The following is a 25,246-nucleotide window of genomic DNA, read 5'->3' on the forward strand; positions in this document are numbered from 1 at the left end:
AGTTAATAATAGTTTAAGAGGACTAAGATAATGCAAGTTATTCTACTTGATAAGATCGGTAACCTAGGTGGCCTTGGCGACCAAGTAAACGTTAAATCTGGTTACGCTCGTAACTTCCTTATCCCACAGGGTAAAGCAGTTATGGCAACTAAAGACAACGTTGCTATGTTCGAAACTCGTCGTGCTGAACTAGAAGCTAAAGTTGCTGAGCAACTAGCTGCTGCTGAAGCTCGTGCAGAGAGCGTTAACACTCTAGAAGGCGTTACAATCGCTTCTAAAGCTGGTGACGAAGGTAAACTATTCGGTTCTATCGGTACTCGTGACATCGCTGACGCTATTACAGCGGCAGGTGTTGCAGTAGCTAAGAGCGAAGTACGCCTACCTGAAGGCGCTCTACGTAACATCGGCGAATTCGAAGTAAGCATCCAACTTCACTCTGAAGTTTTTGCTACTGCGAAAATCGCTATCGTTGCAGCTGAGTAATTTCAGTACCAAGACGAATTCTTTCTTTTGAAAGTTTTAAACACCAGCTTCGGCTGGTGTTTTTTTATGTCTGGAATATAGGAAAGTACAAGGAAGGGCTACAGTAGGTAAAAAGCTTACGGTGATCCATAAGCTGTTATTGCTGAACAAGTTGTTCTCAAGGTTAGAGGTGGCCTAAGATTAGAACTGGAAGAGCAAGTTGATCGATAGAACAGAGTCTTGTTTGCTTAAGCCTTCAGGCACTTTATCGTGGTACTGGCGAGAGTGAGCGATCTTCAGCGCGATATTATCAGTAATATCGTTGATGGCTTCTAACTCAGTATCAAACTTTAGGTTACTGTGACCAGAGACAAGCGTCACGTCTGCCTTGAGCTGCAAATTCTTCAACACCTGCCATGACGTATTCACGTTGCCACGGAAAATTGCCTCTTCAACAATCTCTGGGAAGATGATGTCATCATCATCAATCTCATCAAGGTTCGGTTCTTGGTAACGAAAACCTGGTCCCACTTCGACTTCCAACACAAACTCTTCGGTATTCGAAAACTGGTAACCCAGACCACTCGAAATTGTGTAGTCCTTAAAGTAAGCACTGTATCTCGAGTCGACTCCTTTGAAACTGCCGTAAAGGTAGGTTTTAGGGCTTAACTTGTAGTCACTCTGAGCTGAGTAAGTCGATTGCCTTTTATCTTCTTCGCCATCTTTGTAGAGGTTGTAGTATTTCCATTCACCACTGGTTCTATGACGGCCAGCCGTGTACTCACCGTTAAGGCGTGCGTTAAGCGCTCGTGAATCAGAGTTACCAGTATGCGACTGATATCCAAATTCGACTTCCGTTTTTAGCGGGCTCGGTAGTTCTGTATCACTTGTATCACTCGGTGCGATATCCAACTCTTTTTCTTCAGGTGTCGGTGCAACGACGATCGGCTCAGAAGTAGGTTCTGAAACTACTATAGAGTCGAGGATTGCATCAACAGAGGTATTAGCATCAACAGAGGCTTTAGTATCATCAGCTAAGGCCAACGGAGTGATCAGGAGACCGATGCTTAGAAGACTAGAGCTCAGAAGACCAGTGCTCAGAGCCAATAATTTGGACACGCATACCTCTAGTTATACAGTGAGTGAATGGCAGGATCGTAATGCTACCCTTGGTTAATTCCGTCAGCAATAGGTAAATTCTTCCTGAAGAATAAAACAAACTCATAGGATCGGATTACAAACGGATGTTCTTGGGTATAATGAACGATCATTATTAGTTATTGAGTGTAGTCATAGTGGATACCAAAAGTCAGAAATCAGCCAACGATCAGGTGGACGCCATCAAGGTCCCGCCACATTCATTAGAAGCTGAGCAATCTGTTATTGGCGGTTTGTTATTAGATAACGAACGCTGGGATACAGTTGCCGAAAAGGTTGTGGCCAAAGACTTTTATAGCCGTCCTCACCGTCTGATCTTTGAAGCGGTAAAGGATATCCTTGAAGAAAGTTCTCCTCTGGATCTTATTACACTCTCTGAACATTTAGAGCTGCGTGAGCAACTTGAAGAAGTGGGTGGCTTTGCTTACCTTGCTGACTTAGCGAAAAACACACCAAGTGCCGCAAACATCAATGCGTATGCGGATATCGTAGCGCAACGTGCACTTGTTCGTAGCCTGATTGGTGTCGCGAATGAGATTGCTGATTCTGGTTATGACCCTCAAGGTCGTACATCGGAAGAGCTGGTTGATCTTGCTGAAAGTAAAGTCTTCGCGATTGCCGAAGGCCGTGCAAGTGAAACCGAAGGTCCACAAAACGTTGATAGCATTCTAGAGAAGACGCTAGAACGTATCGAGATCCTATACAAAACGCCGCAAGATGGTGTGACAGGTGTCGATACTGGCTTCAACGACCTCAACAAGAAAACAGCAGGTCTACAAGGCTCTGACTTAATTATTGTTGCTGCTCGTCCATCGATGGGTAAAACCACATTTGCGATGAACTTGTGTGAAAACGCGGCGATGAAGCAAGACAAACCGGTTTTAATCTTCTCGCTAGAGATGCCAGCCGAACAGCTGATGATGCGTATGCTTGCGTCACTTTCTCGCGTAGACCAAACCAAGATTCGTACTGGTCAGCTAGATGATGAAGATTGGGCTCGTATCTCGTCGAGTATGGGTATTCTGATGGATAAGAAGAATATGTATATCGATGACAGCTCGGGTCTAACGCCAACAGAAGTGCGTTCTCGTGCTCGACGTATCGCTCGTGAACACGATGGTATCTCTATGATCATGATAGATTACCTTCAATTAATGCGTGTACCTTCGTTATCTGATAACCGTACTCTTGAAATCGCCGAGATTTCTCGCTCATTGAAAGCGTTAGCAAAAGAGCTCAACGTTCCGGTTGTGGCACTTTCTCAGCTTAACCGTTCCCTAGAGCAACGTGCTGATAAGCGCCCAGTAAACTCGGATTTGCGTGAATCAGGTTCGATTGAGCAAGATGCCGATTTGATCATGTTCATCTATCGTGATGAGGTTTATAACCCAGATAGTTCCTTGAAAGGCATTGCTGAGATCATCCTTGGTAAGCAACGTAACGGTCCGATCGGTTCTGTTCGTCTTACGTTCCAAGGCCAACACTCCCGATTTGATAACTATGCAGGCCCTGCATTTGATGATGAGTAATCGCTAATGACTTACATGAAAGCGGCGACGGCGAGCATTGACTTAAACGCGCTCGAACATAACCTGAACCAGATAAAGTCGAAGGCTCCTCAGTGCAAGGTCATGTCTGTTGTGAAAGCCAATGGCTACGGACACGGCTTACTGCATATAGCCAAGCATTCAAAAAGCTCTGATGCTTTTGGTGTGGCGCGTATTGAAGAAGCGTTACAACTTCGTGCTGGTGGCATTGTTAAACCTATTTTGTTGCTGGAAGGATTTTACTCTTCGGGCGATTTGCCAATCTTGGTGACCAATAACATTCAAACGGTGGTGCATTGTGAAGAGCAATTAAGCGCGCTAGAGAATGCGGATTTGGAAACACCCGTTGTGGTATGGCTAAAAGTCGACAGTGGTATGCACCGATTAGGTGTTCGCCCTGAGCAATACCAAAACTTTGTTGAGCGTTTGCATCAATGTGCGAATGTTGCCAAACCTCTACGTTACATGAGCCACTTCGGTTGTGCTGATGAACTGGATAGAGCAACCACCGTTGAACAGACAGAGCTTTTCTTGTCGCTTACTGAAGGTTGTGAAGGGGAGCGTTCACTTGCTGCCTCTGCGGGTTTACTCGCTTGGCCAGACAGTCATCTTGATTGGGTTCGCCCCGGAATCATCTCTTATGGTGTCTCTCCGTTTGTTGATAAATCGGCGCAAGAGCTTGGCTTTTTGCCTGTGATGACCCTGACCTCACACCTGATAGCGGTTCGCGATGTGAAAGCCGGTGAAAGTGTGGGTTATGGCGGAAACTGGACCAGCGAACGTGATACCAAGGTTGGTGTTATCGCGATTGGTTATGGTGATGGTTATCCTCGTACTGCACCTAACGGCACTCCAGTGTTCGTTAACGGTCGAAAAGTACCAATCGCAGGGCGTGTGTCCATGGACATGCTAACAGTTGACCTTGGTCCTGATGCTACGGATAAAGTGAGTGACGAGGCGACGCTTTGGGGTAAAGACTTACCCTCAGAAGAAGTGGCTGAACATATCGGCACTATCGCTTACGAGCTCGTGACTAAACTGACGTCTCGCGTGGCAATGGAATACGTAAAATAGATATGTTCAAGCGAACTTCTCGATACTGGTTAATGTCTGCAATGGCAGTAACTGGTGTCAGCTTTTCTTCTTCTGTTCTAAGTGAAGAAAAAGACTCCGCTTTTGTTCCTTTCTATTTCAGTACTGAAACCATGGGCAATACCGTTGGGGTTGCGGGTGTCGCAAAGGGTGTTTGGCAACCTCAAGCGGCTCTGTTTGGTATGGCTTTGTATTCAGACAAAGACAGTTACGTCGGTTTTCTATCGGCTTTTAACTATGCCTTGTCTGAGAACGTATTGTTTAGCACTCAGATGTATCAAGCGCGCTTCAACGACAACCCGTATTACATTGGTTCTCAAGGCGATAATGATTCATCTATCGATGACAAAACCATTGCTGATGGCTTAGAGCAAAACTATCAGTTTGAGTTTAAGTATTTGCTACCTTGGGGCAACGTTGCAGAACACGGTTTACTCGGTGCTTTTCAGCCAATCAAAGATGTGAGCTTTGCTTCGCCAATCGAATCGGGTGTCAGTTCGATTCTATTTACGCCTTTTTATACTGCTCGTGAGTTGGAAGGTTTAAATAATACCGAAGAGGCAACAGGCTTTAGTTTGGCGTTTGATTGGGATAACCGTGATAGCACACGCAACCCGACCAGAGGTTCTCACAGTAACCTTGAGTTCACCACTGGCGCAGAGAGTTGGTCTAACGATGACTTGTGGCTTAAGTGGACCTTCCAAAATAGCCAGTACTTTGCTTTAGGTCCTTTAGGGGACTTATTCGATCAACAAGTTTTAGCATTTGATTTCTATACCGCTGACACGCCAACGTGGGATAACTGCTCTGGGCAAGATTGTGCTCGCCCACCAGAAACGGAGCAAGCTCGATTGGGTGGCTTGTATCGTTTACGAGGTTATACCGGAGGTCGTTATCACGGTCGCTCTGCAGTTCATTATTCTGCTGAGTACCGAGTACTTCCTGACTGGCAACCACTTGGCGATATCCCACTGATAAACTACTACGATTTGCCTTGGTGGCAATGGGTAGCGTTTGCTGAATTAGGGCGCGTTGCCGATGAGTACGACATCAAAACACTGCACTCGGACATGAAATGGAGCTTAGGTGGCGCGGTGCGTTTCCAAGTGGAAGGTATTGTTGTACGTGCTGAGTTGGCGCGAGGTGGTGACGAAGGGGCCTTTAGGGTTATGATAAACCAGCCCTTCTAAACCTTTCGGCCTACAGTAGGCCAAATACTATTTTTATAAGAGTGGTCGTGGAAACACACCACTCTTTTTTATTAACAAGATATTGTTTTTATTAAGGAGATCTTGTTTTCAAGCAGTCTACTCACCTTGCATCGTAGCAATCACAGTTCGGCTTCCACCACAATCTCGGTGCTCTCCTAAGTAAATACCCTGCCATGTTCCTAAAGCTAAACGACCATTGCTAATTGGTATTGTCACACTGGTGCCAAGTGTCGATGCTTTAATGTGGGCAGGCATGTCATCATCACCTTCATAGGTGTGTCTGTAGTAGGGCGCTCGCTCTGGGACAAACTTATTAAAGTGCGACTCCATATCGGTACGGACGGTAGGATCAGCGTTCTCGTTTAGCGTGAGGCTGGCAGAGGTATGTTGGATAAAAAGATGTAATAAACCAACAGATAGAGAATTGATATCGTGTATCTGTTGTTCAATTTCATCAGTAATGAGATGAAATCCACGCTTTCTTGCATTTAGGTGTACAGTCTTCTGAATCCACATACGCCATCCTTTATAATGTGTTTGGAAAAAAAGTGGTTTAACGCTATCTTTTGAACTTGAATTTATCAGCTATCGCTCACATTTAATTATGTTAGAGCCTGAGTCAGCATCGATCTCTCTATCAGGAAATCGAATCCTGATTTATCTCAAGGTGGCGCTCTTCATATACGGCATAATACGTCGTGAAAAAAAATTACAAAGAATCTTTCAGTGGTGACGCGGTTTGGTCATCACAGAAAAATATAAACTTTCGCCTAATCGGGGGTTCTATTCATCACCCAGGTGACGTTTAGAATAAAACCTACAGTAACATCGGGATAGATACCATGTTGAAAAATATCAACCCAACGCAAACACAAGCGTGGAAAGCTCTAACGGCACATTTTGAGTCTGCTCAAGATATGGATATGAAAGAGCTGTTTGCTCAAGATGCAAAGCGTTTCGAGAGCTTTTCTACTCGTTTCGGCTCTGACATCTTAGTGGATTACTCTAAGAACCTTATCGATGCTGAAACTATGCAGCACCTATTTGCTCTTGCGAACGAGACTGAAGTTAAGTCTGCAATCGAAGCAATGTTCGGTGGTGATGCAATCAACAAGACTGAAGGTCGTTCAGTACTTCACACTGCTCTACGTAACCGTAGCGACAAGCCAGTAATGGTTGACGGCAAAGACGTAATGCCAGCAGTTAACGCTGTACTAGCAAAAATGGAACTGTTCACACACCGCATCGTTTCTGGTGAGTGGAAAGGTTACACAGGTAAAGAGATCACTGATGTTGTAAACATCGGTATCGGCGGTTCGGATCTTGGTCCATACATGGTGACTGAAGCACTAACGCCATACAAAACTCGCCTAAACATGCACTTCGTTTCTAACGTAGATGGCACTCACATCGTTGAGACACTTAAGCCTCTTAACCCAGAAACAACGCTATTCTTAGTGGCATCTAAAACATTCACGACTCAAGAAACAATGACTAACGCGCACTCTGCACGTGATTGGTTCTTGGCTGAAGCGGGTGACAACGCACACGTAGCTAAACACTTCGCAGCACTATCAACTAACGCAACTGCGGTCGCTGAGTTTGGTATTGATACTGACAACATGTTCGAATTCTGGGACTGGGTTGGTGGTCGTTACTCACTATGGTCTGCAATCGGTCTTTCTATCTCACTATCTGTTGGCTTCGATAACTTCGTTGAGCTACTAGAAGGTGCTCATGAGATGGATAACCACTTTGCTTCAACTGAGTTTGAAAGCAACATTCCAGTAATCCTTGCGCTTATCGGTATTTGGTATAACAACTTCCACGGCGCTGAGTCAGAAGCAATTCTACCTTACGACCAGTACATGCACCGTTTTGCAGCTTACTTCCAGCAAGGCAACATGGAATCAAACGGTAAGTTTGTAGACCGTGAAGGCAACCCGGTAGAGTACCAAACAGGTCCTATCATCTGGGGCGAACCTGGTACAAACGGTCAGCATGCTTTCTACCAACTGATTCACCAAGGCACTAAGCTGATCCCATCAGACTTCATTGCTCCTGCAATCAGTCACAACCCAGCATCTGATCACCACCAGAAGCTAATGTCTAACTTCTTTGCTCAAACTGAAGCACTAGCATTCGGTAAGACAAAAGAGACAGTGGAAGCTGAATTCCTAGCGGCTGGCAAAACAGCTGAAGAAGTGGCTGAGCTTGTACCTTTCAAAGTATTTGAAGGTAACCGTCCAACGAACTCTATTCTTGTTAAGCAAATCAACCCTCGCTCTTTAGGTAACCTAATCGCGATGTACGAGCACAAGATCTTCGTTCAAGGCGTTATCTGGAACATCTTCAGCTTCGACCAATGGGGTGTAGAACTTGGTAAGCAACTAGCAAACCAAATTCTTCCAGAGCTTGCTGACGATGCTCAAGTAACGTCTCACGACAGCTCAACTAACGGTCTAATCAACGCATTTAAAGCGCTTAAAGCTTAATTGAGTTGATAGCACCAAAAAAACGCCAACCTTCGGGTTGGCGCTTTTGTATCTGTATAGCAAGCATTGGTTAAATCGCAGGTAATAAAAAAGGCTGGCATGATGCCAACCTTCTTTGAGTTGATACTCAGTACTGCTAGAAATAAACAGCTGTTATTCGAAACAGATCTCGATGAAAGCATTACCCCATTGAGATGAGAAAGGCATGATGATGATTGCCCCATCACACTTGTGACGAATCGTATGACCTTTACCGGAAACCACGATTGGTGTTGCCATATCGAAGTCAAAACCGCTTTCCGCAAGAATACGTTTCGCACCGCCAGTCACCATGTTAGTGATTTCACCCACCATATCGGTCACTTCTTCGTTGAGGCCGTTTGGTCGTTCACCAAGCATGTTTTCCATGATTTCGAGAGCGAGACCTTCATCAAAGGTGATCGACATAGAGCCACGAGATTGTGTACCCACCATACCAATTAGGCCGGATACATCACCACGAGCGATTTCATCTTTCTTAACTCTCGGTTTTTGTGGCTTCAATTCTAGAGAAGCCATCGTTTTTAATACGTTCATCAAAGAAGCTAAAAACGGGTTTACAAATTCAGCGCGCATAATGTTCTTCTATAATCTTATTCTTTCATCTCGGAGGAGCAAGATTGGCAAATGCCATGCGATTCAATGACATGATTCGTCAATTGAAAGCCATGCTTCTCAGCGTTACTGGCGAGTAGGGTGACAAGCGCATCGTCCTGCAGTTCTATCACAGTGCCACATTTATCGCAGATCAGTAGTTGGGAGAAATGTTTGTTGGCATTGCAAGAGCAGCAGCATATGAAGCTATTGGTTGACTCAACTCTGTGAATGAAACCTTGCTCCAACAAGAAATCCAAAGCGCGATATACTGTAGGTGGCTTGGCTTGCGGTTCACTGACTTTCAACTGCTCTAATAATTCATAAGCACTGGAGGCTTTTTTATTAGAGAGGATGAGCTCAAACACTCGCTTTCTTTGAGGTGTTAATCTAACGCCTCGCGATGCGCATATCCCTTCAACTTGCTCTATTAATGTGTGGTCCAAATTTTTCACCATTCAATCGGACATCCCTAATCAAACCTTATTTCTAGGTTACTACGTTTTGGGAGCCAATGATTTCTATTAAAGTCAGGTACAGAGCGTATTGTGACCCACGACTTTGAATAAGACAAGGTAACTCAAAATGACAGTGTGACTCAAGGCATAACTGATTAATGAGGTTGAATTAGAGATCTGGTGAATGGGTTTATAAAAAAGTATGAGGTAAAGTTGATATGACATCTTCATTTGAGTTCAATTTAGCTCAATTAATTTTTCTTACAATAATGTGCTGTTTTAAATCACATTTCTTATCGCATATTGTTCCTTATTCGCTAAAATCGATGCCTAATATAGACTAGAAGAAGACTATTGACCCCTCCTGTCAACATGAGCTTGTCATGGTGTATTGGAGTTTTAGTCTTTAATTTCAAATTCTTGGAGTTAAGCTGTGGAGCAAGTAAACAAAGAATCATTTCTGAAACTGTTGTCCATCTATAATCAAAGAGAAAAACGTTATCAACAACGTTTGGATGACTTTAAGGCCATGAGGGATAAGCTTGAAGAAGTGGAAGAACCAAGAGTTAAAAAAAATGAGCTATACATCAAACTGGCTATAGCCGCAGCTATTATTTTAGTCATCGCCTTTATCTTTATTTAAGTCGTCAAATTGGAAGGGAATAAAATGAAAAAGCATTTTGACGCTTTGGCTAAAGCTTCATTAGAAAGTAGTCATCTTAACCTTGGTGAATGGTATGAAAGCTATGGTTTAGCACTGCACTTATTCAAGTCTGATAGCAAAATTTACACAAAGGCGATGAAAAAGCGAGACGGTCATAAAAAGCACATTGCAAAATATATTGAACCTAAGTTACTCACCACGGAAGGAGTAACTGAGGAGTTTAAAAAAATAATGCGTTGGAAGACCTTTGTTGAACGATGGGACGCATATTACGAACCTATTGCAAAGCCTCAAGATCGCGTGCATCACTTGTCTGCAGTATTGGAGGCTTTGTCCGATGAAGATGTTCCACGAGCTTTAATCGAAATCGATAATTTGCCGGTTGACTACTTGATCAACGATACTTTTTGGGGCGAGGTCATTCTCTTTATCGTTGCCGCAAGATCAGGAGATCAAGAGCAGGCCCGATCAATAACGCAAGGACTGTACAACATGGCGCAGAGCGATCACAACACAGCGTTACTTAGCCATTTGTTACCAGCTTTATGTAAGAAATATTTAGATGAAGAGTATTATCCATGGCAAATGAAGGCTCGTGTAGTGAACTGGAATGGAGAAACTTATCATTGTGTTCCGGTATTAATACACAACTTTGATGCTTTTGGTGGTCAAGAGTACATAAACCATACTCCTGTCAGACAACGTGCTCGCGTTGAAAGAAAACATAGCGTGGATTACGTGTATTCTACAGACCGTTATGGAAACCGAGGTCAAAGCATCGCGAGTGCGACTGCTAATGTTGGAATCGCCGTAGCGAGTGCGACAGGTAAAGTTATCGGCCATACTTTGCTTTTGGGCGCCGCAGGGGCGATATATCTAGCGTTAGCCGGTAAGATTCGAGTAAATCACTACAATAATTCCAATCATAAGATAGTCTTAAATCGTAAGACCGAGATGCCTGTCAATTCGTGTGGTTATATCGTGACTAAACAGAACAGTACTATTGAACCATGGCAGGATGAAGAGGGGAGCGAAAGCATAGACAATAGCTTTTCGTTTTTGAACTTCACAGATGGTTTGGCTTATCCATGTCGAAAGGGGTATGACATCCCAGATGAACAAGGGCTTATTCAATTATTATTTGATGAAATAATGTAATCATGATTTGTATTTATGAGTTTTTGAGCCTTTGCTTTCAATCAAATTAAACCATTAAATACGTCCACTCAAACAACATATCAACAATCGAAATCAATGGTTGGAGTCATCATATATTAGCACTTTGCGGTCTCCGTGCTTGGAGGCCGACTTTGTCGTGCTCAGCGTGTGAAACCCAGTTATGTCACATATAAGCTACCAACGGATAAGGATCTCATGTTTTCACCACCTTCACGTGTAACCACGCTTTCAAGAGGGCTGCTTGTCACTACTATTGCTCTTATTCAGGGATGTTCATCTACAGATAAAGTAACACCACCACAACCAACCTTGGAGCGAGGGCTTGGATTACCTGCAGATGCAAAACTAATCTCGAATCATAACTCAGCAGAGGGGCGAGAAATGTTTCGTGATATGCAGTTGGCGTTAAAATCGCGCAATCTTTATCAAACCATGGGAGGGGATATCTCTTACATCAAAGGACAGTGCCCTATTGATGTTATCGCCCACCGTGGCAGCTCTAATTATGCTGAAAACTCTCGTAATGCGATTCAAATGGCGGCGGTAAGTGGTTTTGATGGAGCAGAAATTGATGTGATGCTGACGCGTGATAAAGATTGGGTTGTACATCACGACATAGAAACAGGAAGAGCAACCGCTCGTAGTGATGGTAAGCGATATCGCGTGAGTCGTATGAAGAGTAGTGAGTGGAACTCTCTGAGTGGAAGGAGCCCTGACGGAACATTAGATGGGTATCGTCCCGCTTATTTCAATGAAGCCGTGAATGATTGGTACCATTACGCAACGATTGAACAACCCCTTAATATTGAAATAAAAACATCAGATGGTTCCATGGAAGATTTGTTTAAACTCGACGAAATGGCCAGACAAAGTCTCCCCTATAGAAACTATTTTTATTCATCAATGGATATGGACGTTCTGAAAAAAATGCGGGAAATCAATTCAAGTGTTTATCTTGGGTATGTATGGGAGCCTCATTCGACGTCGGTTGCTCAGTTTAAGCGGGATGCAAAACGAGGCATGGGTTCTGATGATTATTATCAGGAAAATAAAAAGAATATCGATCGCGCCTTTGCTATGGAGGGGCGTTATCGTAAGCATAAGCCCAAACATTCCGCTAAAACGGTAAAACGAATACTTGGCCCCAATAGTGGATTACATGTTGATATAAGAAGTTACCGACAATATGCGACAATTTACAGCCGTGCGAAAGCGCAAGGCATGAAGGTGGTGACTTATACGATTAACGGAACGGATTACCACCAAGATCAATTGGTCTCGTTAGCTAAGGCAGGTCGACCTCTGCCAGATGAGGCGATCATGGATACCAGTAAGTTCTCTATTTGTCAGCAGCTTGCTCCACAGCTTGTCGTTCAATCAAATGGCTACCAACCCACAACGTTAGCAGGCGAAACCGTTGCTGGCCTACCCAATGACGCTGATTTTCACCGACTCTATGAACAAATAGATTACCTCAAAGATGGCCATTACATCACTAACCGAGGTCTCATTAGGAGTGTGTCATATTCCAAGCCTGCTAGCGTGAAAGGTGTGAAAAAAAGAACGCAAACAACGCAGAGCGCGAAGCCAGCAGTGCTGTTTGATATTCAAGATGAAGATTTAAATTTAAGTAACGATGCGATCAGCATTTCGATGCCGACAGAAAAATGATGTTTGATGAGAACAGGGATAGACAAATTATGGAAGCGTTAAGATGAAACCAGTTCCTAGCCAGGACGTAATAACCACAAATAATAAGAAGCCGAAATGGTTGGCTGTTTTGTTGTTTTTTTGTTCACTTCTTTATCTTTTTCCTGAAGTCGCTTTCAACGCCAAGTTGGTTGAAATTGCGGGTGGAATCGATGTTAGTGATGCTCAATTACATAAAACGGAGCTATTTGGCCGAACCATCTCAGGGATCGGGGTGACTTTAATTGTTGCGGATTTTCTACTTAAAGGATGGCTGACCACGACGAAGTTTCGCGCTATTTCATCGTTGGTCGTGATTACAGCTTTGGTTTGGCCAACGGTTTTTTTTGGTCAAAAGGCGGTAATAGATAAATGGTTGATTGAACGGAGTAGTGCAAAGCAGAGACAGGAGGCTTTCTTTTCCTCTGTACTGCGATCTAGTTTAGCGATGAATGCGATTAATATCGAAGGGATCCCTTATAACTCAGAGGCGAGTACCGAGTCGTCAGAAATGACTTTTCTCGCTTTGATCGGTGGGTTGGTTTACAGCAATGATGCATTCTTAAGTCATATTGATGATAAGAAAGTTCAAATTTTGGATCGTTATATTCAAAATCGAGCAAACGCCAATTTCGATGAGCACTATGCGAACTATAAAGTATTACGGAGTGAAGTTCAGCAATCGTGGCATCAATATCAAAAACATGTTGGGGCGTATAATCAGACGGTAGAGTCTCGCCATCAAAAGGCCAATCAAGCGTGGGAAGAGGTCGAGTCGACCGTCGCGACGGGGTATCGTGATTATCAACAGGCGAGTAAGGCCTATTTAACGAGAGCAGAGGCGAGAGCACAAAGAGTTGCACAACCTATTTTTGACCTATTTGATGATAAAGAACGCTGTTATAAACGCAAAGGAAGCTCAAGAGCCAATTGTATCAGCCGCATTGAAGATCGCTATGAACGCTTATTAAAAGATAACTCGATTCCCCACCAACCGATGGATTATTGGTTAGAGAAAACCTTTCGACGAACGAAAGGTGAAACATCTTGGGGGGAAGCATTCGGTTCTCTAGGCTTATCAGTTATCCAAGCCGGTATTGAGCAGGCGACAGGGCAAGCTGGAGAAGCCATTCAAGATAAAACGTATACCAATAGTGTCGCTCATTACACACCACGAATACTGGCAGTGTGGCAAAAACAGTTCTTAAAAGAGACCGGTTATCCTATGGGAATCGACTCTATGTCGGAGTTTCGCTCCCACTCTACAACAGCAAGTAAGGTTCGTACTCAAGTTCATCGAAAGGGGATCCATTTAGACTCCAATTGGCAAATAAACCAAATTAGCGTGTTTAAAAATGCAGTCAGAAACAAAGTTATGAAGGACACCAAAGCTCGTTGGCATGCCGAGGCAAAGCAGCGGGGTTACGACATTGAACCGAACTTATCTTGGAATGATTTTCAAAAAGTAGCCGAAGTTCAGCAACAAATAAAGAATCGTATGGGCGAACGTTATTACGTCGAGCCCATGATGGCGACGTGGAATAATAAGCAATTTTACCAACAGGTTATTGTTCCAAATGTGAGGCGTGAGAGAGATTATTGGCTAGGTTATATTGAGGCGTCACGCGCTCAGTTTGCTGATGATGGCCCTTATGCTGAACAAGGCAAAGCGGCATTGCGTTCTATCATTGTGCCGCCAATATCAATGGGACTATCGCTATTTCTCGTTGTCCTAACGGTGTTTAAGCTGCCAGGAAAATTTATCGTGTTGATGAATTACCATAAACCACGGCCAGCACCGAACTTGAAGAGCAAGGCTCTGAATATAGGCAGCTCGTTTATCGTCATATTCGTTATTCTTGTTGTGCCTGTGAATGTATTTTCATCCAAGTACACTCAAACGGACTCAACGATTGGCTTTTTCTTAGAGCAAGTCAGTGACACACTATCTCCGTCGGCTTCTTATGCCGTTCGTTGGGTGATACATACTCAACCGTTGATTCATCCACTTGGCGCTCAAATAGACAAAAGTATGCGTATTACTGATGGGTTTTCTACCTCTTTGGAGCATTCGGTAGCGGAGTTGGATGGTGTTTTTGCTCGTTATTTAACTCAGCGTGCTGAGAGCGAACCGGTGAGTTCAGCTAAAAACAATAATGAAGCCCAAACGGAGTTTCCTATGTACATCAATTCAAATGCACAGAACCAACCGGGTTTTAAGGTTCGAATAATGAATATTAAGCCTAGGTACCAAGCCGGTATGCGATTGCCAGAGGGTAATTATGATGTTGAGGTCCGTGCCAATGGATACCAACCAAAGCGTTTATGGGTAAAGCACAGTAAAGGAAAAGCCTCTCACCGAATCGAACTTGAAAAGTTGGTTATTTAAGTCCGCGTCATAGAAAGTGAACAGAAGAAAATGATCTGCTCCTTCCACTAAAAAGGGTTTAGCGTTACTTGGCGCGGGAGCTGCTTTGGTAACTGGCACCCTGAACTTATCACCGCGAGCGTATCGGCAGACGGTGTTCAACTCGGAGGTATTATTGGCGCAAGTGCTCCAATAGTATTTGGCCTATGGGAAACCCTACGCAATGAGTTCAAGTAATGGCAGAGTATCAAACACTAATTATCGCAGTGGTCAGTGCCTTGTCTAGCGGGGTTGGTGTAGGTATCACACTCAAAACTGATGTTAAGTGGCTGCGCTTGATGATGGAAAAAATGGATGAGAGATTAATTCGGCTTGAAAGAACAAAATAAAGTTTGAACTTCAACATGATTACAAGCATGAAAAAGCGACCTTATTATAGGTCGCTTATCTGAGAAGTTAATTAAGCTTATGAATTTAGCAGTTTTTTCTTCAAACTGTTCTCATATTGCTTCAAAGAGTAGATAAACATATTAGGTTGTTCTTTTGAGCGGATCATCCCCGCTTTTATATAGAACTCTTCTCGCCCTTCTCTGGCATGAAGAAATAATGCGTATACACCTACATCTCTTGAGGAAAGGAATGCTTGACGGATTGCTCGACCAAGAAGCCACTTGCCTAGACCCTGCCCTTGAACAGACTTACATACTGCTATTTTACTTAGCAGTATGCAAGGAACTGAACTATAGGGGAATTTACGTCTTTCTTTGTTTGATATGTGTTTCTTTTCAAACGAACTGCTAGCTAAAGTGAAATAACCGACAACTCTTTTCGGTTGTCCTTCTTCACCTTGTGTGACACATAGGTGCGGGATTGAAACCCTTCGTTCGTGTTCTTTAGCTAAGTTCTTCGTTAAATATTCATTTAACGAACACACACCACAATCAAATTGCGTAAAATCATACGTTGCTTCAGGATCAAAGCGTTCGACTTCTAATTTTTGATCTTTACCGTCCAAGTTTCCTCCAATGACATTCCGATAATTTCTTGCATCAGCTCTGTAGGGTCTGCAGGATTTTCTAACGCTTCCATGACAGAATCCCATTGCTTTGCTTGTATTTGTAACCTTTTTCTCTCGCTAATAACTTCTTGAGCTCTAGCTACTGTTGTTTCTGATACAAATTTACTAACTGTAGTATTTGAAAGTAGCGCTGCTTCTTCTAAAGCGCTTTTTTCACTTTCAGATAGGCGAAATTCAACTCTCTCTTTTTTTAATGCACTCATCTTTTACTCCTTGCGCCTTAACGCGCAGCGGAAACTCCAACTATATGTATATACCTAAATGGAATATTATCTATTTGGTTAACTATTTTATGAATAAAATTTTGTACGGTCACTCTCCGTACAAAATGGATTCTCGTCTGCATAGGATAAAAAGTCAACTAATTTGTACGTTATTTTACCGTAAGATAACAAAGTGAAATCAACCTTACTTTAGATGTTTTGTATGTAATTTATGCGGAAACAGCTGAGTGTAAACCTGCCATAAGATATTTAAATTCCTATGTCCTGTAACCTGCGCTACTTCTTCAATAGAGTAGCCTTTCTCAAACAACCGACTTGCTCCCTCTCTGCGTAAATCGTGGTACCTCAAGTCTTCAATACCTAACTCGTTTCTAACTCGTTGAAAGCCTGCGCTAACACTTCGTGAGTTGTACGGGAAAATAAGCTCGCCTTTGTTCGGTTGTTTTAGTGCGATCTCAAATGATTCACCAAGCAAGGGCACTATCATGTGATTGCCTTCTTTCTTCCTTGGGTCTTTTCTGTCTCTGACGAGTATCGTTTTATGTTCTTGGTTGAGGTCTTCCCAACGCAGCTTGCAGACTTCACCTATTCGCATACAAGTAAGAATGCTGAACTCAAGAATGTCGGTGAATGGGGTTCGAGTTGTGCCGTTTGGCCGGAAAGATTCACGTTGTTCTAATCCAAGCTTTAAGAGTTTTAGTTCTTCAGACGTTGGGCGACGTGTTCGTTTCTGACTCTTGCCGACTAATCCCATATCAATCAGGACGGGTACGGCTTCATCAAATATCTGGTGATTGGTGTCGACGTTGAAGACAGGCTTAGACTTTTTCATTACAGAACGGAGGTAAGCAACATCGTGATAGACCGTTGCACCGCCAGCTCCTCCACCTTTCCAGTTTTTACAGTGTTGGATTAAATCGCTAGTTCTTAGCTTGTCGCTTTCAACCTTGGATATGTCGCAGTCTCGAAGAAGCTTGATAACGTATTGCTTCGTTCGCCCTGTTTTATCCCATAAATCAGGCTCTTCCATAAACTTGTCCAGAAGTACGTACAGCGGTACGGATTTCTGTCCGGATTCGTCAGGGTTTTCTAGCTCAAGAACCCGCTTGTTTGCATAGGTTCTAGCGAGTTCTTTTTTCCTGAATGTTTTCGATTCCCTGTGTATAATCGCCGAATTCTTTTTGACTACAATGTCCACTGTGAAGCGTGATTCACCGCTTTTTAGTGTTCTTTTTTTAATGCTAAATGATGCCATTCGTCCTACTCCATCGATACGTACTATATGCGTACTGAAAGGGTGAGTTTGGGGCAACTCTAGCAAATTGCTGTATATATATACAGTGTATAGATTTCGAGTAACACCTTATGAAACCTGACAATACTAGTAAATACGCGGCTAACCGCTTATCCGTTGCACCCATGCTCGATTGGACTGACCGCCACTGTCGTTACTTTCACCGTTTGCTTTCTCAGCAGACTCTTCTGTACACGGAAATGGTAACAACGGGCGCGATCTTACATGGTAAGGGCGACTTTCTAGAATATAACGAGCAAGAACATCCTCTTGCACTTCAACTCGGTGGTTCAAACCCGGTTGATTTGGCGGCGTGTGCCAAGCTTGCTGGTGAGCGTGGTTATGATGAAATCAACCTTAATGTCGGTTGCCCTTCAGACCGAGTTCAGAACGGTCGCTTTGGTGCTTGCCTAATGGCTGAGCCTGAGCTGGTGGCAGATTGTGTGTCGGCGATGAAAGAAGTCACTGATATTCCAATTACCGTGAAAACGCGTATTGGTATCGACGACCAAGACTCTTATGAGTTCTTAACTAAGTTTGTTTCGACGGTTTCTGAAAAAGGCGGCTGTGAACAATTTACTATTCACGCGCGTAAAGCGTGGTTGAGTGGCCTTAGCCCGAAAGAGAACCGTGAGATCCCACCGCTAGATTACGATCGTGCATACCAAATCAAGAAAGATTTCTCTGATCTGGTGATTGCCGTGAATGGTGGCGTTACTACTCTTGAGCAAACTAAAGAGCACTTGCAACACCTTGATGGTGTGATGATCGGTCGTGAGGCTTACCATAGCCCGTTTATCTTGGCTGAAGTTGATCAGCAGATCTTTGGTTTAGACACGCCAATTAAGAAGCGCTCACAAGTGGTTGAAGAAATGTACCCGTACATTGAGCGTGAGCTTTCAAATGGTGCAAGCTTAGGACACATCTCTCGTCATATGCTTGGTTTGTTCCAAAGCATGCCGGGCGCAAGACAATGGCGTCGCTACATCAGTGAAAACGCACATAAGAAAGGTGCAGGTATTGAAGTGATGCAAACAGCATTGGCTAAGATCCCTAAAGAGCTAAATGTTTAAGCTCCCTCTAAGTTAAAAACTTAAGGCTAAATTCGCCACTAGAGGTTAAATTTACCACTATAAGTTTCCGAAAAGCCACGCATGAAGATGTGTGGCTTTTTATTTATCTGATAAATAAGGATTTTATAGGGTTGGCATACTTGGTATGGAAGCTGCAATGTTAGAAAGTAGGAAAGATAGGTCATTAACTCATTAGGGAGACCATTATGTTTGAATTAATATTTGTTCTTATTTTCGTTGCGACTCTACTTGTCACTGGTATTACGTTTATGACGGTATTGGCTGCAACCGGAGTGGCGTTATTAGTCATGTTGGTCTTAGGTATGATGGGCGTCGTGTTTAAGTTACTGCCTTGGTTGATCGTGATTGCAATCGGTGTGTGGTTTTTCAAAAATTTTGTACACAGTTCTAACCAGAGACGTTACTAAGGTCATCGTGCCGTCAAATCTTTACTCGTCAGCGGTTTATCGTTTTAGAATTTAAGATGTGTGGTAGAATTTTCCCCAATAATCTATGAATGTGCATACAATTAGCACAACGATATGGAATTGGAGCTATCTCAAATGAATAAAATGCCATTAATTGCTTTAGTGGGAATGCTATCTTTAAGCTCGGCAGTGTCTGCTGAAGAAGAGTTTTCTTACACGGCTAAAGTCGGTGCCGATATGTGGTGGGGAAGTACAAAGCTAAACGAAGTTAGACAAGATGATGACTCTAACTCACCTTCGTTGTATTTCGCATTTGAGCATAATGCCCCGATGCTACCAAACGCTAGCTTTCGCTATACTTCTGTTGATGCAGATTCATTGGCTTTCGATAAGTACGATTACACCTTCTATTACACGTTGTTAGATCACAAGCTGATGAACTTCGATGCGGGTGTGACGTTTACTCAATACTCAAACTCGAATTACATTGAACCAAAAGCAACAGGTGCGAAAACATCGACGTTTGATGAGTTCACGTGGAGCTTCTACGGTAACGCAGAGATCAATGTGCCGGACACCAACTTCGATATCATTGGTACGATGGAGTTCGGTGATAGCAGTGGTATTAAGAGCACTGACTTGATGGCGGGTGTTCAGTACCGAATCCCTGTATCAGAATCTGAAATTGCCCTGCGTGGTGGTTACCGTGTTATCGATTTAGATTCGGATGAGTTCTTTAGCTCAGAACTAGGTAAGAGCTTTGTTATGGTCGATGGCTGGTTTGCTGGTGCTGAAGTGCGCTTCTAGGCCATATAAAGCAAATTTAGAGCGAATTTTAAGAACGCCACTTTATTAAGTGGCGTTTTTTATATCTATTGGTTACTTGAGTATATATCTTTCTGGAATTAGTTAGCACATTCATCACTTTCGACCATCCTTAATACAGAGAGCCAATTTGCGTCTATTCTTATAAGGTCTATGTAGTGAGGTCAAAGCAAGGGATGGAATATGACACTCAATGAATTACGAAATTTATATAGAGAAAACCTGTTAGTTGAAGCCATCATAGAGCCCTCAATTCAAGAAGGGTCTTGGGTTGTGGAGTTTCGTCATATGGGTGGTGGCTTTGTTCTGCTTACTGATGTTCATGGTGAAGAATGTCATTACGCGGATTTAGACTTGGCATCTAAGTCGGCAATGGCGGTTGGCTTTCAGCAAGTGCGTATTGAAAACCAGTAAGTCAATTTGCGTTTCAATCGGTTTTTACTTCCAAAAAGTTATAAAACATACTTTTCTATTCTTTCTTGTTATTAAAAGGAGTGGTTAATCTATCGTCACGCAATGATTAGGGATGTCGTGACCATGTCTTTAAATAAGAAAGAGTCTTCACAAAATAATAATGCACAGTCTGGGGCTAATGAGTTACCTGGGCTAGCAGCACCACTTAATGACCAACAATTGGGTCATCTTCAGCAAACTGTTTCTGAACTGTCTTCACAGCAACTGGCATGGGTCAGTGGTTACCTTTGGGGAGTGAGCCAAGCTCAGCCTGTCGGTGCTGCTGCGCCAATCGCTCAAGCGGCCGCTGCAGTAGCGGCTAAGCCAGCGGGTAAGCTCAGCATTATCTTCGCTTCTCAAACCGGTAATGCTAAAGGCGTCGCTGAATCGCTAGAGGCAGAAGCAAAAGCCTTAGGTATCGCCGTCGAGCTTTTCGATGCGAGTGATTATAAAGGTAAGAACTTAGCCAAAGAGACACACGTCATTTTCGTCGCTTCAACCAATGGTGAGGGCGAAGCCCCTGATAACGCGATTGAGTTGCATGAATTCCTTCAATCGAAGAAAGCGCCAAAATTATCAAACCTACAATACGGTGTGATTGGTTTAGGTGACTCAAGCTATGAGTTCTTCTGCCAAACGGCTAAAGACTTCGATAACTTCCTCGCTAAGCTTGGTGCGAAATCGTTTGTCGACCGCCTTGATTGTGATGTTGATTACGAAGAATCAGCAACGGAATGGCGCGCTAAAGCATTAGAGCAAGTAAAAGAGACGCTATCGACAGGTGCCGAGGCTGATATCGTTCAGTTACCAGTAGGCCAAGCAGCTGCCGGTCATTCGCAATACACCAAACAAAATCCATATACAGCGACACTATTAACCAGCCAAAAGATCACCGGTCGTGATTCGGGCAAAGATGTTCGTCATATCGAGATTGATCTTGATGAGTCGGGCATTACCTACCAACCCGGCGATGCGCTAGGCGTATGGTATGAAAACAGTTCAGAACTCGCAAATCAGATTCTTTCTAAGGTTGGGTTATCGGGTATCGAAAGTGTCGATGTCGATGGTGAGAATCTATCTATCCATAGTGCGCTAGTGAGTAAATTTGAGATTACCACTTCAAACCCTCAACTTGTGACTAAGTTTGCTGAGTTATCGGGCAGCAAGAAGTTAATCAAGCTGGTGGAAGATAAAGACAAGCTTCGTGAATACGCGGGTAATACTCAAGTTGTCGATGTTTTAGCTGAGAAGAAAACTAAGCTATCGGCTGATGAGTTAATTGGCCTGTTACGTAAGCTGACACCGCGTCTCTATTCTATTGCATCAAGCCAAGCAGAAGTAGATGAAGAAGTTCACTTGACGGTTGGTTTGGTTGAATACCAAAAAGGCGAAGAGTCTCGTTTAGGCGGAGCTTCTAGCTTCTTAGCTCAACGTCTTGAAGAGGGTGGTGAAGTGAAGGTGTTTGTTGAGAACAACAATAACTTCAAATTACCACAAGACGACAATACACCAATCATCATGGTCGGCCCGGGTACCGGTATCGCACCGTTCCGCAGTTTTGTTCAAGAGCGTGAAAACAATGATGCTGAAGGAAAAAGCTGGTTGTTCTTTGGTGACCGTACCTTTACTCAAGATTTCTTATACCAAGTTGAATGGCAAAAGTACCTCAAGTCTGGCGCGCTAACTAAGCTCGATGTTGCCTTTAGCCGTGACCAAAAAGAAAAGGTTTATGTTCAGGACCGTTTAATCGAACAAGCAGAGCAGGTGTGGCAATGGCTGCAAGAGGGCGCGTACCTCTATGTCTGTGGCGATGCGACTCGAATGGCTAAAGATGTTCATGAAGCGTTAGTTTCGATAGCGGAAAAGCATGGCAACCAGAGCCGCGAGCAAGCTGAACAATATATTAATGATTTACGTAAAGCGAAACGTTACCAAAGGGATGTGTACTAATGAGCAAGCAAGTAATAGAGCAAGAAGTGCTAGGTCAAGTACTTGGACCTTTGGCTGACAATGAGCGTCTTAAGCGTGAAAGTAATAACCTACGCGGTACGATTGAACAAGATCTCCAAGACCGCATAACAGGTGGCTTTACTGCTGATAACTTTCAGTTGATTCGTTTCCACGGTATGTATCAACAAGACGACCGTGATATTCGTAACGAACGTACCAAACAAAAGCTCGAACCGTTACATAACGTCATGCTTCGTGCTCGTATGCCTGGTGGCATCATTACCCCTAAGCAGTGGTTGGCGATTGATAAGTTCGCAGACGAAAGTACCTCTTACGGTTCAATTCGTCTAACAACTCGTCAAACGTTTCAGTTCCACGGTGTCTTGAAGCCGAACATTAAGTTGATGCACCAAACGCTAAATAGCATTGGCATTGATTCAATTGCGACAGCGGGTGATGTAAACCGAAATGTTCTATGTACGACAAACCCGGTTGAATCTGAACTTCATCAAGAAGCTTACGAGTGGGCGAAAAAGATCAGTGAACATCTATTACCGAAGACTCGTGCTTATGCAGAAATCTGGTTAGATGGTGAAAAACTAGAAACAACGGATGAAGAACCTATCCTTGGTAGCAACTACCTACCGCGTAAGTTCAAGACGACGGTTGTCATTCCTCCGCAAAATGATGTGGACGTCCATGCTAACGATCTTAACTTTGTTGCTATTGCTGAAGACGGAAAGCTGGTGGGCTTTAATGTGTTAGTCGGTGGCGGTCTTGCTATGACACATGGTGATACCTCTACTTATGCACGTAAAGCTGACGACTTTGGTTTTGTGCCATTAGATAAAACGTTAGATGTAGCAGCGGCGGTGGTAACGACTCAGCGTGACTGGGGTAACCGTTCAAACCGTAAGAATGCAAAAACCAAATACACACTAGACCGTGTTGGTATTGATGTATTCAAAGCAGAAGTAGAAAAGCGTGCAGGCGTAGAATTTTCTGAAAGCCGTCCTTATGAGTTTACTGGCCGTGGTGATCGCATTGGTTGGGCGGAAGGCATTGATGGTAAGTACCACTTGGCGTTATTCATCGAGAATGGTCGTTTACTTGATTTTCCGGGTAAAGCTCTGAAAACAGGTGTTGCTGAAATAGCGAAGATCCACAAAGGTGACTTCCGCATGACAGCGAACCAAAACCTAATTGTTGCAGGTGTACCTAAGAGCCAAAAGGCCAAGATTGAAAAACTGGCGCGTCAATATGGCTTGATGGATGATGCTGTTTCAGAGCAACGTAAAAACTCAATGGCGTGTGTGGCTTTCCCAACATGTCCTTTAGCAATGGCAGAAGCTGAGCGCTTTCTTCCTGAGTTTGTAACGGATGTTGAAGACATTCTGAAAAAACATGGATTACCAGAAGAAGATAACATCATCCTTCGAATCACAGGTTGTCCAAACGGTTGTGGTCGTGCAATGTTGGCTGAACTTGGTTTAGTGGGTAAGGCTCCGGGGCGTTACAACATGCACCTAGGTGGCAACAAGGCCGGAACTCGTATCCCTAAGATGTATAAAGAGAACATCACATCAGCTCAGATCTTAGAAGAGATTGATTCGCTGGTGGGACGTTGGGCTACGGAACGTAACGACAATGAAGGGTTCGGTGATTTTACAATCCGAGCTGGCATCATCGAAGAGGTGATAATTTCAAAGAGGGATCTGCATGCATAATTCTGTCGCTTCAAAACTGAAGTTAGCAGAGCTACTCGCATTGACTAAGACGGAGCAAATACTTCGTCTTGGACAAATCAACGCAGAGTTAGAGCAGCTAACCGCATTAGAAAGAGTTAAGTGGGCTTTAGATAATTTAGAAGGGACACATGTTGTGTCTTCTAGTTTCGGAATCCAAGCAGCATTGATGTTGCACCTAGTGACCCAAGCAAAACCAGATATTCCGGTTATTTTGACTGACACAGGGTATCTATTTCCGGAGACCTATCGCTTTATTGATGAGTTAAGTCAGAAGTTGACTCTAAACCTTCAAGTCTTTCGCGCCCAACAGAGCCCTAATTGGCAAGAAGCGCAATATGGGAAATTGTGGGAGCAAGGTCTAGAAGGGATAGAGAAGTACAACAAGCTTAATAAAGTTGAACCGATGAGAAGAGCGTTGGATGAGCTCGAGGCTGGGACATGGTTTTCTGGGTTGAGAAGAGAGCAATCTCAATCGCGTGCAAACTTGCCTATCTTATCTATCCAAAATGGTGTGTTTAAGTTCTTGCCAGTAATTGATTGGACAAATAAAGATGTTCATTATTACTTAGAAGAGCATGGTCTCAGTTATCACCCACTTCGTGAGCAGGGGTACCTTTCTGTTGGAGATACTCATACTACTAAGAAATGGGAACCGGGTATGACTGAAGAAGAAACCCGTTTTAATGGTCTAAAACGAGAATGTGGTCTCCATGAAGACGATGGAGAGCAATATGGCTCTGGGATTTAGACTCATTGCCATTTAAAAAGCTGCCATAAGGCAGCTTTTTTGTTTTCTAGGGTGAAAATTAGAGCAATTGTGGATAAGTCTGTGGTTATTCTGTAAGTACTTTGTAGTTAAACTTGCACAAATAAGGCTTTGAGTGTTTATTCGTCATCTAACCGTTATTTTTACATTTTTCTTTAATAAACACTTGCCAATGTGAGGAATATCTCTATAATGCCGCCTCACTGACACGGCAGACGCCACAAGGCTTCAGCACAGAATGTTAGTAAGGCAACTAGCTTTAAGCGATAATTCGCTTCTACTTTTAGAAAGTAGGAATTAATTCCAAATAAGTGTTTGACACTGAGAATTAAATCGCTAGAATGGCCGCCTCTTCCGAAGTGATGTAAGTCACAACGAAGAGAAGCTCTTTAATAATTTAAACCTATCAATCTGTGTGGGCACTCGTTGATGAATATCAAAACGTTTTATC

General features: G+C 43.4%; 24 protein-coding genes. 17 read left to right on the forward strand and 7 right to left on the reverse strand.

Going from position 1 to position 25,246, the window contains the following annotated elements; genetic code table 11:
• Nucleotides 1-30: 30 nt before the first annotated feature.
• Nucleotides 31-483 (forward strand): 50S ribosomal protein L9, encoded by a 453-nt coding sequence (gene rplI, locus AB4167_RS15355; protein WP_010434182.1) that lies wholly within the window; start codon nucleotides 31-33, stop codon nucleotides 481-483.
• A gap of 180 nt (nucleotides 484-663) precedes the next feature.
• Here rplI and AB4167_RS15360 read toward each other — a convergent pair whose 3' ends face one another.
• Nucleotides 664-1,581: a DUF481 domain-containing protein gene (locus AB4167_RS15360; protein WP_372136723.1), complete on the reverse strand. Its 918-nt coding sequence runs from the start codon at nucleotides 1,579-1,581 to the stop codon at nucleotides 664-666.
• A gap of 176 nt (nucleotides 1,582-1,757) precedes the next feature.
• On the opposite strand from AB4167_RS15360, the gene AB4167_RS15365 reads away from it, so the two are divergent.
• Genes AB4167_RS15365 through AB4167_RS15375 form a run of 3 tightly spaced genes read left to right on the forward strand, consistent with a single transcriptional unit; the run spans nucleotide 1,758 to nucleotide 5,449 of the window.
• Nucleotides 1,758-3,149: a replicative DNA helicase gene (locus AB4167_RS15365; RefSeq protein WP_372136724.1), complete on the forward strand. Its 1,392-nt coding sequence runs from the start codon at nucleotides 1,758-1,760 to the stop codon at nucleotides 3,147-3,149.
• A gap of 6 nt (nucleotides 3,150-3,155) precedes the next feature.
• Nucleotides 3,156-4,241, forward strand: coding sequence for an alanine racemase (alr, locus tag AB4167_RS15370; protein ID WP_017059936.1), 1,086 nt, complete (start codon nucleotides 3,156-3,158; stop codon nucleotides 4,239-4,241).
• 2 nt (nucleotides 4,242-4,243) lie between these two features.
• Nucleotides 4,244-5,449: a BamA/TamA family outer membrane protein gene (locus AB4167_RS15375; RefSeq protein ID WP_372136725.1), complete on the forward strand. Its 1,206-nt coding sequence runs from the start codon at nucleotides 4,244-4,246 to the stop codon at nucleotides 5,447-5,449.
• A 117-nt stretch (nucleotides 5,450-5,566) separates the two neighbouring features.
• Here AB4167_RS15375 and AB4167_RS15380 read toward each other — a convergent pair whose 3' ends face one another.
• Entirely contained in the window at nucleotides 5,567-5,986 is a 420-nt protein-coding gene (locus AB4167_RS15380) for a secondary thiamine-phosphate synthase enzyme YjbQ (protein ID WP_372136726.1), read from the reverse strand.
• Nucleotides 5,987-6,312: 326 nt separating this feature from the next.
• Between AB4167_RS15380 and pgi the strand changes: the two genes are divergently transcribed.
• Nucleotides 6,313-7,965 carry a glucose-6-phosphate isomerase gene (pgi, locus tag AB4167_RS15385; RefSeq protein WP_017065622.1) on the forward strand — a complete coding sequence of 551 codons (1,653 nt, stop codon included), beginning with the start codon at nucleotides 6,313-6,315 and terminating at the stop codon, nucleotides 7,963-7,965.
• A 153-nt stretch (nucleotides 7,966-8,118) separates the two neighbouring features.
• Here the strand turns inward: pgi and AB4167_RS15390 are convergent, their stop codons facing one another.
• Entirely contained in the window at nucleotides 8,119-8,580 is a 462-nt protein-coding gene (locus AB4167_RS15390) for a chemotaxis protein CheX (protein ID WP_017059940.1), read from the reverse strand.
• Between the two features lie 17 nt (nucleotides 8,581-8,597).
• Nucleotides 8,598-9,056 carry a zinc uptake transcriptional repressor Zur gene (gene zur, locus AB4167_RS15395; protein ID WP_017059941.1) on the reverse strand — a complete coding sequence of 153 codons (459 nt, stop codon included), beginning with the start codon at nucleotides 9,054-9,056 and terminating at the stop codon, nucleotides 8,598-8,600.
• A 433-nt stretch (nucleotides 9,057-9,489) separates the two neighbouring features.
• Between zur and AB4167_RS15400 the strand changes: the two genes are divergently transcribed.
• The 5 genes from AB4167_RS15400 (at nucleotide 9,490) to AB4167_RS15420 (ending at nucleotide 15,345) form a co-directional block, all read left to right on the forward strand.
• Nucleotides 9,490-9,699: a hypothetical protein gene (locus AB4167_RS15400; RefSeq protein ID WP_017059942.1), complete on the forward strand. Its 210-nt coding sequence runs from the start codon at nucleotides 9,490-9,492 to the stop codon at nucleotides 9,697-9,699.
• Nucleotides 9,700-9,723: 24 nt separating this feature from the next.
• On the forward strand, nucleotides 9,724-10,878 hold the full coding sequence (locus tag AB4167_RS15405; protein ID WP_102394619.1) for a hypothetical protein: 1,155 nt from the start codon (nucleotides 9,724-9,726) through the stop codon (nucleotides 10,876-10,878).
• A 216-nt stretch (nucleotides 10,879-11,094) separates the two neighbouring features.
• Nucleotides 11,095-12,570: a glycerophosphodiester phosphodiesterase gene (locus AB4167_RS15410; RefSeq protein ID WP_372136727.1), complete on the forward strand. Its 1,476-nt coding sequence runs from the start codon at nucleotides 11,095-11,097 to the stop codon at nucleotides 12,568-12,570.
• A 43-nt stretch (nucleotides 12,571-12,613) separates the two neighbouring features.
• Nucleotides 12,614-14,977, forward strand: coding sequence for a hypothetical protein (locus AB4167_RS15415; RefSeq protein WP_372136728.1), 2,364 nt, complete (start codon nucleotides 12,614-12,616; stop codon nucleotides 14,975-14,977).
• 215 nt (nucleotides 14,978-15,192) lie between these two features.
• A complete protein-coding gene (locus AB4167_RS15420) occupies nucleotides 15,193-15,345 on the forward strand; it encodes a hypothetical protein (RefSeq protein WP_372084223.1) in 153 nt (50 codons plus the stop codon).
• A 77-nt stretch (nucleotides 15,346-15,422) separates the two neighbouring features.
• On the opposite strand, the gene AB4167_RS15425 is transcribed toward AB4167_RS15420, so the two are convergent.
• From AB4167_RS15425 to AB4167_RS15435, 3 genes are all read right to left on the reverse strand, one after another.
• Nucleotides 15,423-15,971, reverse strand: coding sequence for a GNAT family N-acetyltransferase (locus tag AB4167_RS15425; protein WP_170963322.1), 549 nt, complete (start codon nucleotides 15,969-15,971; stop codon nucleotides 15,423-15,425).
• Complete coding sequence (locus AB4167_RS15430) at nucleotides 15,947-16,237, reverse strand: DUF1778 domain-containing protein (protein WP_086050176.1); 291 nt, start codon at nucleotides 16,235-16,237, stop codon at nucleotides 15,947-15,949. Before AB4167_RS15430 ends, AB4167_RS15425 begins: the two co-directional genes overlap by 25 nt.
• A 205-nt stretch (nucleotides 16,238-16,442) precedes the next feature.
• Nucleotides 16,443-17,513, reverse strand: coding sequence for a site-specific integrase (locus AB4167_RS15435; protein ID WP_372136729.1), 1,071 nt, complete (start codon nucleotides 17,511-17,513; stop codon nucleotides 16,443-16,445).
• Between the two features lie 110 nt (nucleotides 17,514-17,623).
• Here AB4167_RS15435 and dusA point away from each other — a divergent pair, with 110 nt between their 5' ends.
• The 7 genes from dusA to AB4167_RS15470 all read left to right on the forward strand — a co-directional run bounded on the left by dusA (nucleotide 17,624) and on the right by AB4167_RS15470 (nucleotide 24,777).
• Nucleotides 17,624-18,625 (forward strand): tRNA dihydrouridine(20/20a) synthase DusA, encoded by a 1,002-nt coding sequence (dusA, locus tag AB4167_RS15440; protein WP_372131883.1) that lies wholly within the window; start codon nucleotides 17,624-17,626, stop codon nucleotides 18,623-18,625.
• A 206-nt stretch (nucleotides 18,626-18,831) separates the two neighbouring features.
• Complete coding sequence (pspG, locus tag AB4167_RS15445) at nucleotides 18,832-19,053, forward strand: envelope stress response protein PspG (protein ID WP_017059950.1); 222 nt, start codon at nucleotides 18,832-18,834, stop codon at nucleotides 19,051-19,053.
• A 135-nt stretch (nucleotides 19,054-19,188) separates the two neighbouring features.
• Nucleotides 19,189-19,860, forward strand: coding sequence for a TIGR04219 family outer membrane beta-barrel protein (locus AB4167_RS15450; RefSeq protein WP_017059951.1), 672 nt, complete (start codon nucleotides 19,189-19,191; stop codon nucleotides 19,858-19,860).
• A gap of 201 nt (nucleotides 19,861-20,061) precedes the next feature.
• On the forward strand, nucleotides 20,062-20,292 hold the full coding sequence (locus AB4167_RS15455; protein WP_004735813.1) for a hypothetical protein: 231 nt from the start codon (nucleotides 20,062-20,064) through the stop codon (nucleotides 20,290-20,292).
• A 123-nt stretch (nucleotides 20,293-20,415) separates the two neighbouring features.
• A complete protein-coding gene (locus AB4167_RS15460; RefSeq protein WP_065584778.1) occupies nucleotides 20,416-22,281 on the forward strand; it encodes an assimilatory sulfite reductase (NADPH) flavoprotein subunit in 1,866 nt (621 codons plus the stop codon).
• Nucleotides 22,281-24,008, forward strand: a complete 1,728-nt coding sequence (cysI, locus tag AB4167_RS15465) for an assimilatory sulfite reductase (NADPH) hemoprotein subunit (RefSeq protein ID WP_372136730.1) — start codon at nucleotides 22,281-22,283, stop codon at nucleotides 24,006-24,008. The genes AB4167_RS15460 and cysI overlap by 1 nt, the downstream gene beginning before the upstream one ends.
• Nucleotides 24,001-24,777, forward strand: a complete 777-nt coding sequence (locus tag AB4167_RS15470; RefSeq protein ID WP_171733430.1) for a phosphoadenylyl-sulfate reductase — start codon at nucleotides 24,001-24,003, stop codon at nucleotides 24,775-24,777. The genes cysI and AB4167_RS15470 overlap by 8 nt, the downstream gene beginning before the upstream one ends.
• The last annotated feature ends 469 nt before the right edge of the window (nucleotides 24,778-25,246 follow it).

Source organism: Vibrio sp. 10N.286.49.E11 (assembly GCF_041469505.1).
In the GTDB taxonomy this organism is placed as follows: Bacteria; Pseudomonadota; Gammaproteobacteria; order Enterobacterales; family Vibrionaceae; genus Vibrio; species Vibrio crassostreae_C.

Bases quoted from the DNA above. Each gene is read 5' to 3' on its own strand.
- AB4167_RS15435 (WP_372136729.1), bottom strand. From the start codon at position 17,513: ATGGCATCATTTAGCATTAAAAAAAGAACACTAAAAAGCGGTGAATCA.
- rplI (WP_010434182.1), top strand. From the start codon at position 31: ATGCAAGTTATTCTACTTGATAAGATCGGTAACCTAGGTGGCCTTGGC.
- dusA (WP_372131883.1), top strand. From the start codon at position 17,624: ATGAAACCTGACAATACTAGTAAATACGCGGCTAACCGCTTATCCGTT.
- alr (WP_017059936.1), top strand. From the start codon at position 3,156: ATGACTTACATGAAAGCGGCGACGGCGAGCATTGACTTAAACGCGCTC.
- AB4167_RS15405 (WP_102394619.1), top strand. From the start codon at position 9,724: ATGAAAAAGCATTTTGACGCTTTGGCTAAAGCTTCATTAGAAAGTAGT.
- AB4167_RS15380 (WP_372136726.1), bottom strand. From the start codon at position 5,986: ATGTGGATTCAGAAGACTGTACACCTAAATGCAAGAAAGCGTGGATTT.
- zur (WP_017059941.1), bottom strand. From the start codon at position 9,056: ATGGTGAAAAATTTGGACCACACATTAATAGAGCAAGTTGAAGGGATA.
- AB4167_RS15375 (WP_372136725.1), top strand. From the start codon at position 4,244: ATGTTCAAGCGAACTTCTCGATACTGGTTAATGTCTGCAATGGCAGTA.
- AB4167_RS15390 (WP_017059940.1), bottom strand. From the start codon at position 8,580: ATGCGCGCTGAATTTGTAAACCCGTTTTTAGCTTCTTTGATGAACGTA.
- pspG (WP_017059950.1), top strand. From the start codon at position 18,832: ATGTTTGAATTAATATTTGTTCTTATTTTCGTTGCGACTCTACTTGTC.
- pgi (WP_017065622.1), top strand. From the start codon at position 6,313: ATGTTGAAAAATATCAACCCAACGCAAACACAAGCGTGGAAAGCTCTA.
- AB4167_RS15415 (WP_372136728.1), top strand. From the start codon at position 12,614: ATGAAACCAGTTCCTAGCCAGGACGTAATAACCACAAATAATAAGAAG.
- AB4167_RS15430 (WP_086050176.1), bottom strand. From the start codon at position 16,237: ATGAGTGCATTAAAAAAAGAGAGAGTTGAATTTCGCCTATCTGAAAGT.
- AB4167_RS15450 (WP_017059951.1), top strand. From the start codon at position 19,189: ATGAATAAAATGCCATTAATTGCTTTAGTGGGAATGCTATCTTTAAGC.
- AB4167_RS15420 (WP_372084223.1), top strand. From the start codon at position 15,193: ATGGCAGAGTATCAAACACTAATTATCGCAGTGGTCAGTGCCTTGTCT.
- cysI (WP_372136730.1), top strand. From the start codon at position 22,281: ATGAGCAAGCAAGTAATAGAGCAAGAAGTGCTAGGTCAAGTACTTGGA.
- AB4167_RS15470 (WP_171733430.1), top strand. From the start codon at position 24,001: ATGCATAATTCTGTCGCTTCAAAACTGAAGTTAGCAGAGCTACTCGCA.
- AB4167_RS15410 (WP_372136727.1), top strand. From the start codon at position 11,095: ATGTTTTCACCACCTTCACGTGTAACCACGCTTTCAAGAGGGCTGCTT.
- AB4167_RS15460 (WP_065584778.1), top strand. From the start codon at position 20,416: ATGTCTTTAAATAAGAAAGAGTCTTCACAAAATAATAATGCACAGTCT.
- AB4167_RS15455 (WP_004735813.1), top strand. From the start codon at position 20,062: ATGACACTCAATGAATTACGAAATTTATATAGAGAAAACCTGTTAGTT.